Here is a 13,491-nt window from a genome sequence, read left to right on the forward strand (position 1 = left end):
GCCGGCTGCTGTGCTCGGACGGGGCGTCACTGGGGGGCGTGACGGGTGGTTCGCGGGTGGTTCGTGGAGGCCGTCGCATGCGGCCGAGGTGCTTCGGAGAGGCGCGTGGGGGCGCCGACGCGTCGAGCCGACCACGTTCCACGGCGTGGCGGGTGCGAGCGCGGCGATGCACCGCCGCTCCCCACCGTCCCGCGAGGCGTCGCACTCCCCTGTGCACAAGGAAGGTTCCCGTCATGCCCCCGGGAGCGGGGCTGCGTCCTGTGGGGATTCGGGGAGGCGCGGGTAGCGGGTGCCCGGGGCATGGACGGACTCCTCGCCGTGGTTGCGGATGGCGCGGCCGAGGTCCAGGGCTGCCCCAGAGTGGGCGGGCGGCGAGGGAGGAGTGCTCCAGCCGGTCGGACGCCGGGCATACGTGCCCTCGCCCCTTCACCGTACTCCTGCCGGACGGAAAACAACCGGACGTATGCTGAAGCCGCCGGATGCTCCTCGTACGCCGACTCCGCTCGGCGTCGCCTCCGGCGCACCACGACAGCGGGCCGCGCCGCCACAGGCCCGAAGAGGGGCGTGCGTCATGAACGCACCCATCGTCCACCGCAGTTCGGCCGGCCCCGGACGACGCGCCATGTACCCACCCGCCAGGCTCGTCCTGCGCCCGCCGACCTTCCCGCAGGGCCCGGTGTGCGGGGCCTGGTGGCCCCGCACAGACGACCTCGCCGCCGAGCTGGCCGCGCTCACCGACGTGTTCGACGCCTCCCACGGCCTCGTGACACGGATCGCGTCCCACCGCGGAAGCTGGCCGCACGAGCCGCGCACCCTCCCCGTGACGGGTCACACGGTCACAGCCAGCTGGTACACGTCCGGCCTCGACCCGCACACGATCCGGCTCTTCTCCTGCGGAGCCCGCCGCTGGGACCTGTTCGTCGTCCCGCCCCGCAGCGGGGCCGACGCGGCGGCCCGGCTGATGACCGCCGCGGCCGATCCCGCCTCCCACCTCACCGGAACGGCCCTGATGGCGACCGAGGTCCCGCCCGGGTAGCCCGCCGCTCACGACCGGCGGCGACCGGCTCGCCGCCGAACTCCCCGCCCCGGCGGTCGTGATCCATCCGTCGTGGGGGTGGCATCGCGCAAGTGGTCCCGCTGATCCCGCGCTACCGTCGGCCGTCCCGACGTCAACACCTGACCGTCGGCGGGTCGTTCCTCAGTCGTGGTCGAGGCCGCCGCAGGAGTAGGCTGGCAGTACCGAGGGATTTCCCGACCGGCTGTCATGCCGGTCTCTCGCTCGGTTCCATCGCACCGGGCCGGCACGACAGCCCGGGGACAGGTCGACACCATGACGGTGCTCACCGCACGACCCCCGCCGACCGCAACCGCCGCCAAGCCCTCCGACTGTTCGCCGTTGCGGCTTTCCGTCAAGCCTCCGGGCCCGCTCTCCGGTCTGCTCGACGGCGCCTGGTGGCCACGCTCCCGAGACCTGGCTCGTGAACTCCCCGCTCTGACGGACCTGTTGGACCCCCTGTGGGGCCGCATCACGCGCGTCTCGGTCAACCCGACGTACTGGCCCGGCGTACCACGCAAGGTCCCCGTCAAGGGCCATGTGGTCAATGTGGGGTGGTTCCGCGCCGAGCAGGACCCGCACCAGCTCATGCTGCGCTCCTACCGTGTAGGGCGCTGGGACCTGCTGATCATCCCCCCGGAGATCGGTGCGGAGGCCGCAGCACGGCTCATGGCCACCGCTTGCGATCCTCGGATCGTACGCACCGGCAGTGCTCTCGTCGCCGACGAGCTGAGCCGTCACCCCGCAGCCCCGGCCGAGGCGGACCCGCCGGGCCGCACACAGGCGGAGTCGTGGGAGGCCGAGGGCGGCGCAACGGCCGCACCCGTCGGCACGACCGGCGGGAGGTGACGGGCCATGGACACCGGCATCACCGCCACCGTCACACTCGCGATGATCGCTCTGGGAGCATTCGTGATCCACCTCCTCGACCCCCAGCACTCCGAACGGATCGCACCGCACCGGTACGGCCGTCGTCTTCCCGGGCGCCGTGACGCCCACGGCCTCACACGGCCGCGACCCGACGGCACCGCGCCGTCCGCCGTCCGTGCCCGCCGCGACCACCGGGACGGTGGCCGCGGGCGTTCCCGCCCGCGGCGCAGGACCAACCGAGCCGCGAAGGGCCGAAGGGCATGACCGGGCATACGGCAGCGCGGCGGGGCCCGGCCGGGCCGCGCCGCGAGGAACAGTCGGCCGACGGGCACGTCGAGGTCCGCCTCATCGCCGCCGATCCCGACGCGGCACGGCAGGTCGCACAGTTCCTCAGCCGGTTCTTCGTCTGCGACGAGCCCCGCAGCTACCCCACGGGCACCGCAGGGGGCGGCACCCGGCTCCACCTGACCGTGGACACCCTGCTCACCCAAGTGCCCGGCCGGGCAGCGCCGTCCTGGCTCGCCGGAAGCCGCTCACAAGCACGGCGCACCCACGTCGGCGAAACGGACTGATCTCCGGACCGCCGCACCACCGATCCCCTGGCCCCGGACCCCGGCCACCTCTTTCAGACCGAGGTCGAGGAGCCTTGCATGTCGACCCTACGTTCAACCCCTCTCCCCCGGGACCCAGCCCCGCCGCACGAGACCACCACATCCCACACGTACGACGGCACGGCCCCCTTCCCCACCGGCGACCACCCGCCGCCCGAGCGCAGCGGCGGCGATCGGCTGTACGTGACAGTGACCGCGGTGATCGTCGTCCTGCCGTTCCTCGCGCTCGGCCTGGTCGGCTGGTGGCTGTGGGGACGTCTCATCCACTCCACTGACGTGCTGCTCGCCCTTTCCCTGTACGTCGTCACGGGGCTCGGGGTCACGGTCGGTTTCCACCGCGGCCTGACCCACGGCGGGTACCGGGCCGCCCGGCCCTTGCGGATCGCCCTCGCGGTGGCCGGGTCGATGAGTTTCCAGGGCGACGTCATCGGCTGGGTCGCCACTCACCGCCGCCATCACGCCTTCACCGACCGCCCCGGCGACCCGCACTCCCCCTACCGCTACGGCACGCACCTGCGCGGCCAGTTGCGCGGTCTTGCCCACTCCCATGTCGGCTGGCTGTTCCGCAACGACCCCACCCCCGTCGAGCGCTACGCCCCCGACCTGCTCGCCGACCGCGACATCCGTGCCGTCTCCCGGGCCTTCCCGGCCCTGTGTGTCCTCACCCTGGCCCTCCCCTTCGCCCTCGGCTGGGCGATCGGCGGCACCTGGGTCCACGCCACGACCGCCCTGCTGTGGGCGGGCCTCGTGCGCATCGCCCTGCTCCACCACGTGACCTGGAGCGTCAACTCCCTGTGCCATGTGATCGGGCGGCGCCCGTTCCGCACCCGGCGCCACGACCGAGCCACCAACCTGTGGCCGCTGGCCCTGCTCTCCTTCGGCGAAAGCTGGCACAACCTCCACCACGCCGACCCCACCAGCGCCCGCCACGGCGTGGACCGCGGGCAGATCGACCCGTCCGCCGCCGCCATCCGTCTGCTCGAACGCCTCGGCTGGGTATACGACGTGCGCTGGCCGACGCCGGACCGCATCGCGGCCCGTCGCAACTGAACTCAGGGAGCACGCTCGGGCTTGAGGGTTGTTCCCCACCCACCGCCCACGCTGCGACGGATCGCCTGGACGACAACGGGGACGTCTCGCCCCGACGTCTCTGTTGGCGCTGCCCTGCCGGGATGCACGCCCTCCAGGGCATCCGGCCTCGTCGCCGTGCAGCAGCCCGGCGCGTGCACCCGCGGCTCTTCGGCGAAACCCGCCAGGAGTCGCATACGCCGCGCCACCCTGAAATGCCGACCCAGACCCCATCCGCGACTGCGCTGGTGGAGCAATGACCTGTGGGTGGATCACTACGAGAAGGGAGAGCCGGACGGCGACTTCCGCCGAATCCGGCGAATACGGCAGCGCCGACGGCTATCAGGAATACGACCTCGGTAAGAAGGGATGTTCTGGCACAGACTCGTGGCGCAGATCACTCCCCCCGGCCGATGATCTCTCGCCCCGGCGGACGTCTGTACTCCTGACGATCAGTCGTGCTCGTGATGATCAGGCCTACGCAGAGGACTCCGCCATGACTCGGACCGCCCCCAAGGGACCCGCCGCCTACTTTCCCTCCATCGAGAAGAAGTACGGGCGGCCCGTCACCGAGTGGAAGGAAATCATTCGGGCCTCACCGCTGCGCAAGCACATGGAGCTCGTGGGCCGGCTCAAGGATGAATACGCGATGGGGCACGGGCACGCCAACGCGCTCGTGGCTCATACGCTCGCCGAGGACGCCGCGGGTGCCGACGAGTAGAGCCGTGCTCTCCGCGTCGTATCGGTGCCGGTCCCTCCCCTCGTGGGGACCGGCACCGATCGACGCGGACGGCGCCGACCCGCGGTGCTCCCGCGTATCGGCGCGGATCAGGGAAAGTCCGGATCCGCGTTCGATGCGAATGCGGTCCGGATATGGCCGTCTGCACAAGTCTTCGTGGCCCACACGGCGCTCCCGTCGTCACTCCGGCACAAGCCAGGCTCAGAACGATCGGTGGTGTCGGCCGCCCTCGCGAGCAGTGAGCCCATGACCTGCCAGGACGCTGCGTGGTTGGTTCGCTACTGCGACGAGATCCTGCCAGTTACGGCTGCCGCAGAGGAGGCACCGGATCCGTCCGGACTCCTTCGCCGCAGGTCAGCCGTATAAAGTGAGTTTTCCGGTCCGGATGACCAAGTGCGGCGGAAGTAAGGGGTGGAGGCCTTGAGTTCCGACTCAGGGGCACGCACAAGCTTCGCGGAGCGTCTCGCGCTGCTGTACAAGGAAGCCGGCAACCCGCCCCTCAAGCGTGTGGCCGAAGCGGTCGTCCGCCTCCAGCGGGTGGACGAGCGCGGGCGACCCGTACGCGTGTCCGCCCAGCGGATCAGTGACTGGCGACGGGCCAAGAACGTACCGGCCCAGTTCGCCGCCCTCGCCGCGGTGCTCCACGTCCTCATCCCCGAAGCGCGGCGCGAGCGGCCCGCGCCCGTGTCCCCCGGTCTCTACGACATGGCCCAGTGGCACCGCCTCTGGGAGCTCGCCGTCGCCGATCCCGTCGGCGAGCGGGCGGCCGCCGGCCCCGACGGCACCCCGGAGAGCGGGGAGCGGGCCGGGAGCGATGAGGGCGGCGGAGGGAGCAGCTCCGTATCTCCCTCCGGGGTTCCCGGTGTCTGTCCGTATCGCGGGCTCGCCTCCTATCGGCAGCAGGACGCCCAGTGGTTCTTCGGCCGTGAGCGGAGCACCGACGCCCTCGTCGCCCAGCTCCGCGCCGCCGAGTCGGGCGGTCTCGTCATGCTCGTGGGCGCGTCCGGCGCGGGGAAGTCCTCCCTCCTCAATGCCGGGCTCGTGCCGACCCTTCAGGGGGGTGCGTCGCTGGCCCGGGACGCGGGGAGCGCGTGGGTCGCCGGGCCCGTTCTGCAGCTCGTGCCCGGCGCCGACCCCCTGACCGAGCTCACCCGGAACATCCCCGAGCTCGCCCGCGTCCTGCCCGCCGGGGAGGGCGACGAGGAAGCGGAAGCGGACGACCGCGCCCGTGCGTGTGCGCGAAGCGTGCGGGAGGCCATCACGGCGTGGGGCGAGCGTTCCGCCGCCGAGCAGGCGCAGGGGGGCGTGAGCCCCGAGGTGCAGGGGGCCGTGAACGCCGACGCCCAGGGGGCCGTGGACGGTGACCGGGTCGTCGCTCGGCCCGTCATCATCGTCGACCAGTTCGAGGAGACCTTCACCCTCTGCCCCGACGAAGCCGACCGTCGGGCCTTCGTCGCGGTCCTGCACGCCGCCTGTTCCCCCGCCGAGGGGTCCGCCCACGCCCCGGCGCTCGTCGTTCTCGGGATACGTGCCGACTTCTACGAGGAGTGCCTCGCGTATCCCGAGCTGGCGGACGCGCTCCAGCACCGGCACATGGTGCTCGGGCCGCTGACCACCTCCGAGCTGCGCAAGGCGGTGACCGGGCCGGCCAAGGCCGTGGGGCTCGAACTGGAGCCGGGGCTCGCCGAGCTGATCGTGCGGGAGGTGAGCACGGACGGGCCCCGCGGGGCGCACGACGCCGGTGTGCTGCCGCTGTTGTCGCACGCGCTGCTCGCCACCTGGCAGCGGCGGAAGACGGGGCGGCTGACGCTGGCCGGGTACCGGGCGGCGGGCGGTATCCAGGGCGCCGTCGCGGCGACCGCCGAGCGCGCCTGGTCCGGGCTCGACCCGGCGGCGCGGACGGCGGCGAGGCTGCTCCTGCTGCGGCTCGTCCGGCTGGGCGAGGACACGCAGGCCACCCGGCGGCGGGGCACGCGTCGGCAGCTGGCCGAGGAGTCGACCGACCCGCACAAGACGGAGGAGTCCCTCGAAGCGCTGGTCCGCGCCCGGCTGGTGACCCTCGACGCGGAGACCGTGGAGATCACCCACGAAGCGCTGCTGCACGCCTGGCCGCGCCTGCGGGAGTGGATCGACGAGGACAGGAACGACCACCTGCTGCGGCAGCGTCTGGAGGAGGACGGGAAGTCCTGGGAGGACTCCGACCGGGACTCTTCGCTGCTCTATCGGGGGTCTCGGCTCGAACAGGCCCGGGAGTGGGCGCGGTCGGCCGGAGACACGTACCTCACCAAGGGAGCCGTGGAGTTCCTGGCCGCCTCGGCGCGGCTGCGCAGGCGCATGGTGTGGATCAGCCGGGGCGCGGTGGCGACCCTGGTCGTCCTCGCGATGGTCGCCGTCGTGTCCGCGGTCGTCGCCCGACAGCAGCGGGACGACGCGGTGTTCGAGCAGGTGGTCGCCGAGGCCGACCGCGCCCAGCACACCGACCCGTCCCTGTCCGCCCAGCTGGACCTGGTGGCGCACCGGTTGCGCCCCGGCGACGAGGGCACCCGGAACCGGCTGATCTCCATCGTGAACGCGCCGCTCGCCACCCCGCTCCTCGGCCACAAGGGCGCCGTCTACCTCACCTCGTTCAGCCCGAACGGGCGCCTCCTCGCCACGGCCAGCTACGACCGGACCGTACGGCTGTGGGACCTCTCGGACCCGACGCACCCCGAACCGCTGGGCAAGCCCCTCACCGGCCACAAGAGCTGGGTGAGCACCGCGGTGTTCAGCCCGGACGGCAACACGCTGGCCAGCGCGTCGGACGACGGCACGATCCGGCTGTGGAACGTACGGGACCCACGGCATCCGCGGCTTCTCGGCAGCCCCGTGACCGGGCAGGGCGGGGCCATCTACCTGCTCGCCTTCAGCCCTGACGGGCAGACGCTCGCCGCCGCGAACGAGGACAAGGCCGTCCGTCTGTGGGACGTGGACGAGCCGCGCGAGCCGAAACGGATCGCCACGCTGACCGGGCACACCGAGGCCGTGCGGTCGGTGGCGTTCAGCCATGACGGGAGGACTCTCGCGGCCGGCGGGGACGACGGCACCATCCGGTTGTGGAAGACGGACGACCCGCGCCGGCCCGAGCCCGTCGGCACGGTGCTGCGCGGTCACTCGACCACCGTGCACTCCGTGGCGTTCAGCCCCGACGGCGACACCCTCGCGAGCGGCGGCGCCGACAACACCATCCGGCTCTGGGACGTCTCCGACCCGGAGCACGGCGCGGCGCTCGGGACGCCGCTCACCGGGCACACGGGTCCGCTGTGGTCGGTGGCCTTCAACCCGGCGGGCACCATGCTCGCCGCGGCGAGCGCGGACAGCACGGCGAGCCTGTGGAACGTCCGCGACCCGTCGCATCCCTCGCAGGTCGGCGAGTCGCTCTCGGGCAGCAGCGGGGAGATGTACTCGTTGGGGTTCAGCCCCGACGGGCGGTTCCTCGCCACCGGGAGCGGCGACAACAAGGTCCGCCTCTGGTCGATCTCGACGGGGGACATGCTGGGGCGGATAGGCGCGTTCCGGCCCGACGGGAAGGTGCTGGCGACGGCCTCCCGGGACGAGAAGGTACGGCTGTGGGACGTGGAGCGGCCCGACCGGCCCACCCTGCTGGGCAAGCCGTTCCGGCCCGGGGAGGGCAACGTCCGGGCGCCGGTGTTCTCACCGGACGGCCGTACGCTCGCCGTGCTGACGGGCAACCGCGCGGTGCAGCTGTGGAACGTCGCGGACCCGAAGCGCCCCGTCCCCTACGGGCCGCCCGTCCGGCTGAAGACCCGGTTCGCGGCGGCGCTCGCCTTCAGCAGGGACGGCCGTACGCTGGCGACTCCGTACACCGACCGCACCATCCAGCTCTGGGACGTCAGCTCTCCCGCCCGCCCGCGCAGGCTGGGCGAGCCGCTGACCGGCCATCAGGGGTACGTCAACTCCCTCACGTTCGGCAAGGACCGGCGCACGCTGGTCAGTGGCAGCGCGGACGGCACCGTACGGCTGTGGAACGTGACCGATCCGCGGCGGGCCGTGCCCTTCCAGGCGCCCCTCAAGGGTCACCAGGGTCCCGTCAACATCGTCGTCTACAGCCCCGACGGCCGCACGCTGGCCAGCGGCAGCGACGACGGCACGGTGCGGCTCTGGGACATCGGCGACCCGCGCGAACCGGTCCGGCTCGACGCCTCCCTCGCGGGCCACACCGACGCGGTCGTGTCGCTGACGTTCAGCAAGGACGGCCACACCCTGGCGACGGGCGGCAACGACAACACCGTCCGGCTCTGGAACGTCGCCGACCCCACCGACACCTCCCCCATCGGGCAGTCGATGAGCCCCAACACCAAGATGGGCAGCTTCCTGTCGTTCAGCCCGCAGAGCGACATGCTGGGGGTGGCGAGCGGCACGGATACCGTCCGGTTGTGGAACTTGGACACCGAGGAAGCCGTTAACCGTATTTGCTCGACCACTCGGGGTGTTCTCACGCGGGAGAAATGGGATGAGTATCTGCCCCGTCTCTCGTACGAGCCGCCGTGCGACGAGTAACGGGCCACTGCGGGACGAGTAACGGAGCGCCGCGCGCGAAGAGTAACGGACGGCCCGTTTCCACCCCGCAGCCGCGCCTTTTCGGCCAGAGCCCTGCCCGTTCGGGCACCCGGCCTGCCTTCTCGACCGTTCAGGCGGGTACGTGATCCCGATCACAACTCCATACTTTATTCGCGGAGTTGACTCCCACTATCCATTCGACCTTGTTACTGTTGGAACAGAGCCCGATCGCTGGTGCATCCCCCGTCGCCAGCGATCGGGCCCTTCCATTTCCGTCGACGCTTTTACCTTTTAGGCACGAGATCGTTTCGTAGGGAAACTTTCCGCGTCAGTCGTCAGCTCCTCTTTAGGAGTCGTAGGGTGTGGGCCGGCCCCCGACGACGGATGGTGAGCGCGATGCCGAAGGCATACGAGCAGATAGCGGACGACATCCGCCGCTCCATCCGCGCGGGCCTGCTGCGGCCGGGAGAACGGCTGCCCGCCGAGACGAAGCTCGCCGAGCAGTACCGGCGCAGCGTCCCGACGCTCCGCGACGCGCTCCGCCTCCTGCGGGAGGAAGGGCTGATCGAGAAGGAGCACGGGCGCGGCAACTTCGTCCGCAGGCCCCGCGCCGGCGTCGTCCGCGACAACTCCCGCCACCAGTGGGAGAAGAACCGCGTGCGCCGCCCGGAACAGCGCAGGGCGCGCACCGGCGCCACCGAGCACGACACCGGCCTCGAACTCCAGGATCTCGTGTTCCACGCGGCGTACCGCGAGATCCGCGCGGACGAACACCTCGCATCCGCCTTCGCCGTCCCGGAGGGGACACCCCTGATCGAACGTTCCTACCGGACGCGCTACGCCTCCGAGAACGCCCCCTTCAACCTGGCCACCTCCTACCTGGTCCGCGACCACGTCGCCACGAACCCGGACCTGCTGGACGACGCCAAGGAGCCGTGGCCCGGCGGCACGCAGAACCAGCTGTCCACCGTCGGCATCGAGCTCGACCGCGTCGAGGAGCGCCTCACCGCCCGGCCGCCGACGCCGGAGGAGGCCGCCGAACTGGAGCTGCCGCCCGGCACGTCGGTGCTGCTGCTCCGCAAGACGTCGTACGACACACAGGGCCGCGTCGTCGAGGTCGCCCACATCACCCTGCCCGGCGACCGCACGGAAGCCGTCTTCACCACTCCCCTGGAAAGGTGGTGAGTGCCGTGCCCCGGCGCATCATCATCGTCACCGCCGTCCACGCGCCGTCGGCCCCCTTCCTCTCCGACGCGTACGCGTCGCTGCTCGCGCAGGAGCTCCCCGAGGGGTGGGAGTGGCGCTGGGTCGTCCAGGAGGACGGCAGCACCGACCAGGTCGCGCCGCACGTCCCCGACGACGAGCGCGTCACCTTCCGGCAGGGGCGGCCCGGCGGTCCCGGCGTCGCGCGGACGATGGCGCTCGCGCACGCCGACGGGGAGTACGTGAAGGTCCTGGACGCCGACGACCAGCTCGCCCCCGGCGCGCTGGCCCGCGATCTCGCGGCGCTCGAAGGGGATCCGGCGATCGGCTGGGCCACGTCACGCGTGCTCGACCTGCTGCCCGACGGCTCCACGGTCGGCTTCCCCGGCGATCCCGAGCACGGTCCCGTCGAGCGCATGACGGTCGTCGACCACTGGTCGGAGCACGACTACCGGGCGCCGGTCCACCCCGCGACGCTCTTCGTCCGCCGCGAGCTGCTCGTCGCCCTGGGCGGCTGGATGGCGCTGCCCGCCTCGGAGGACACGGGTCTGCTGCTCGCGCTCAACTCCGTCGCGCGCGGGTGGTTCTCGTCCGAGGTGGGGCTCCTCTATCGCAAGTGGGAGGGCCAGGCGACCGGTCAGAGCGCGCATACCGATGCGGGGGAGCGGGGTGCGCGGATGGCTGTGGTGGCGGAGCGGGTGCGATCGCTCTGCGCGTTGCGGTGGGAGTACCCGCCGAAGGTCGGCTGACCCCGCTCGGGGGGGGGCTGTCCTGACCCGCCGGGTCGTGGGCTCGCTCCCGCGGGTGGGGCGGAACCTGGACCGCCGCTTCGCGGCGGATCACACCCGCCCACCCACCCGTGCACCCCGCACCGGGCAGTGACCGTAGGAACCCGGGGCGTGGGCTCGCTCCCCTCGCGTGGGGCCGAACCTGGACCGCCGCTTCGCGGCGGATCGCACCCGCCCACCCACCCGTTCACCCCGCACCGGGCAGTGCGTGTAGGAGCCCGGAGCGTGGGCTCGGTGTGTGGGTTACAGGGATTCCGCGTTCACCCTTGAGAAGACCAGCTCCGTTTCCTCTGTGATCGGCTCGCGCCACCGCACCGGAGGTGCCGGGCGGCGGATCGCGGCCGGGTAGGTCTCGGGGGCGTACTCGTTGATCAGCCGGTACGCGTGGAAGCCCGCCTCGGTCATCGTCCTCATCAGCTCGTCCACGGAGTCGCCGAGTTGCTCCATGCGGTCCGGCGTCACCTCCACGGCGATCTCCACGTCCTCGCGGAGGTCGCCGAGCACGGGGGCGAGTCCCCGGACGACACCGCCCTCCGCCCCCTCCACGTCGATCTTGATCACGCGCGCGCGGGCGAGCTCGTCGGACTCCAGGAGCTCGGGCAGCGGCGAGGCGTCCGACTCGAACGTGGACTCGGCGGGCCCGTCGTACGGGACGATGCTGTTCGCGCCCATGTTGTGGGAGCTGGCGAGGATGAACGTGAGCCGCTTGTGCGCGTCCGAGACGGCGGCGTTGACCGCGCGGATGTTGGTGCATCCGTTCAGCTCCGCGTGCAGCAGCACGCGCTCGTGGAACGCGGTCGACGCCTCGACCGCCACGACCCGCCCCTCCGGGCCCACGAGCCCGGCCCCCAGGACGGCGAAGTAGCCCACGTTCGCGCCGACGTCGACGAAGACGTCCCCGGGGCCGAGGCGCCCGCGCAGCCACCGCGTCATGTGCGGCTCCCAGGCGCCGAAGAGGTACACGTAGCGCTGGATGAGGTCCTGGGTGTCGACGGCGAACCGGTGGCCGTACCGGTCGGCGACGACCCGGCGGCGAGGGTGCTCCTTGAGGCGGGCGTTCAGGAACCGGGAGGCCAGCGCCGCCTTGCCGACGGTGCCGGGGGCGTCACGCACGTACCGCCGCCCGAGCGTGACCATCGTCTGCGAGAGCTGCGGAAGCTTCGAGAGCTGCGAAAGCTCCACAGGGGGGGTGCTCATTCGGTCGCCTCTCCGTCGCGCGCCTCCGCGGCGGTCTCTGTCGCGGTCGAATGAACCGTATCCGCCCCTCCCCCGTCCCCTACCTCCCGGCCCGGTCGAACGGCAGGTCCAGCATGCGGATCGCGTTGCCGCGCAGTAGCTTGTACGCCGTCTCCTCCGGGAGGTGGCCGACGTGCTCGGCGGCGACCTCCTTGGTGTGCGGCCATGTGGAGTCGACGTGCGGGTAGTCGGTCTCGAAGGTGGCGTTGTCGACGCCGACGGTCTCGATCGCCTCGATGCCGTGCTTGTCGCGGAAGAAGCAGCAGAAGATCTGCCGGTAGTAGTACGTGGACGGGGGCTCCGGGATCAGGTCCTTCACGCCGCCCCAGGCCCGGTGCTCCTCCCACACGTCGTCGGCGCGCTCCAGGGCGTACGGGATCCAGCCCATCTGGCCTTCGCTGTACGCGAGTTTGAGCCGCGGGAACTTCACCAGGACGCCGCTGAAGAGGAAGTCCATCATCGACGCCATCGCGTTGTTGAAGGAGAGCGAGGCCTGGACCGCGGGCGGCGCGTCCGGGGAGGCGGCGGGCATCTGCGACGACGAGCCGATGTGCATGTTCACGACGGTCCCGGTCTCCTCGCAGGCCGCGAAGAACGGGTCCCAGTACCCGGAGTGGATCGACGGCAGGCCCAGGTACGTCGGGATCTCGCTGAACGTGACGGCCCGCACCCCGCGCGCGGCGTTGCGTTTGATCTCGGTGACGGCGAGGTCCACGTCCCAGAGGGGGATCAGGCAGAGCGGGATCAGCCGGCCGCCGCTGTCGCCGCACCACTCCTCGACCATCCAGTCGTTGTAGGCGCGGACGCAGGCGAGACCGACCTCCTTGTCCTTGGCCTCGGAGAAGGTCTGGCCGCAGAAGCGGGGGAAGGTCGGGAAGCAGAGGGACGCCTCGACGTGGTTGAGGTCCATGTCCGCGAGGCGGGCCTTGGGGTCCCAGCAGCCCTTGCGCATCTGTTCGCGGGTGATGCCGTCGAGCGTCATCTCGTCGCGCGAGAAGCCGACGGCGGCGATGATGCGCTTGTACGGGAAGATGCTGCCCTCGTACTCCCACCAGTCGGTGATCTGTCCCGCCGGGTCCGTCGTGAACCGGTACTTGCCGCCGATGTACTCCAGCTCGCCGATGCCCGCGGTGAAGGGCTTGGGCCCCCGGTCGCGGTACTTGGCGGGGAGCCATATCTCGAAGAGGTGTGCGGGCTCGATCACGTGGTCGTCCACGCTGATGACCCGGGGGAGTTCCTTGGTGCCGTCCTCGCTGCTGACCACTGTTGTGCCCCCTACTGCTGCCGCTGCCTGCCGGTTTCCACACCCTAAATCTGACGCTCCATCAGATTTGCTTTCGGATCGAGGTTATGGCCTCACCCCTC

The 13,491-nt window shown here is 71.5% G+C and carries 11 protein-coding genes; 9 read left to right on the plus strand and 2 right to left on the minus strand.

From position 1 onward, the window contains the following. Window positions 1-571 precede the first annotated feature (571 nt). The 9 genes from DEJ48_RS17980 (at window position 572) to DEJ48_RS18020 (ending at window position 10,851) form a co-directional block, all read left to right on the plus strand. Window positions 572-1,036 carry a DUF5994 family protein gene (locus tag DEJ48_RS17980; RefSeq protein WP_150217170.1) on the plus strand — a complete coding sequence of 155 codons (465 nt, stop codon included), beginning with the start codon at window positions 572-574 and terminating at the stop codon, window positions 1,034-1,036. Between the two features lie 294 nt (window positions 1,037-1,330). Further along, window positions 1,331-1,903, plus strand: coding sequence for a DUF5994 family protein (locus DEJ48_RS17985; RefSeq protein WP_150217171.1), 573 nt, complete (start codon window positions 1,331-1,333; stop codon window positions 1,901-1,903). A 6-nt stretch (window positions 1,904-1,909) separates the two neighbouring features. Next, entirely contained in the window at window positions 1,910-2,188 is a 279-nt protein-coding gene (locus tag DEJ48_RS17990) for a hypothetical protein (RefSeq protein WP_150217172.1), read from the plus strand. Beyond that, window positions 2,185-2,496, plus strand: coding sequence for a hypothetical protein (locus DEJ48_RS17995; protein WP_317850921.1), 312 nt, complete (start codon window positions 2,185-2,187; stop codon window positions 2,494-2,496). Before DEJ48_RS17990 ends, DEJ48_RS17995 begins: the two co-directional genes overlap by 4 nt. Window positions 2,497-2,574: 78 nt before the next feature. Continuing rightward, window positions 2,575-3,585, plus strand: coding sequence for an acyl-CoA desaturase (locus tag DEJ48_RS18000; RefSeq protein ID WP_150217173.1), 1,011 nt, complete (start codon window positions 2,575-2,577; stop codon window positions 3,583-3,585). A 514-nt stretch (window positions 3,586-4,099) separates the two neighbouring features. Beyond that, on the plus strand, window positions 4,100-4,324 hold the full coding sequence (locus DEJ48_RS18005) for a DUF4287 domain-containing protein (protein ID WP_150217174.1): 225 nt from the start codon (window positions 4,100-4,102) through the stop codon (window positions 4,322-4,324). Between the two features lie 429 nt (window positions 4,325-4,753). Then, on the plus strand, window positions 4,754-8,899 hold the full coding sequence (locus DEJ48_RS18010) for a WD40 repeat domain-containing protein (protein WP_150217175.1): 4,146 nt from the start codon (window positions 4,754-4,756) through the stop codon (window positions 8,897-8,899). A 396-nt stretch (window positions 8,900-9,295) separates the two neighbouring features. Beyond that, entirely contained in the window at window positions 9,296-10,084 is a 789-nt protein-coding gene (locus DEJ48_RS18015; RefSeq protein WP_150217176.1) for a GntR family transcriptional regulator, read from the plus strand. A 5-nt stretch (window positions 10,085-10,089) separates the two neighbouring features. Further along, the gene (locus DEJ48_RS18020; RefSeq protein ID WP_150217177.1) at window positions 10,090-10,851 is read left to right on the plus strand and encodes a glycosyltransferase family 2 protein; all 762 of its coding nucleotides are present in this window, start codon (window positions 10,090-10,092) and stop codon (window positions 10,849-10,851) included. A gap of 282 nt (window positions 10,852-11,133) precedes the next feature. Here DEJ48_RS18020 and DEJ48_RS18025 read toward each other — a convergent pair whose 3' ends face one another. Next, the gene (locus DEJ48_RS18025; protein WP_150221245.1) at window positions 11,134-12,027 is read right to left on the minus strand and encodes an FkbM family methyltransferase; all 894 of its coding nucleotides are present in this window, start codon (window positions 12,025-12,027) and stop codon (window positions 11,134-11,136) included. Window positions 12,028-12,166: 139 nt separating this feature from the next. Continuing rightward, a complete protein-coding gene (locus tag DEJ48_RS18030) occupies window positions 12,167-13,390 on the minus strand; it encodes an amidohydrolase family protein (RefSeq protein ID WP_150217178.1) in 1,224 nt (407 codons plus the stop codon). Window positions 13,391-13,491 lie beyond the last annotated feature (101 nt).

This window comes from Streptomyces venezuelae (assembly GCF_008642315.1).
Lineage (GTDB): Bacteria > Actinomycetota > Actinomycetes > Streptomycetales > Streptomycetaceae > Streptomyces > Streptomyces venezuelae_D.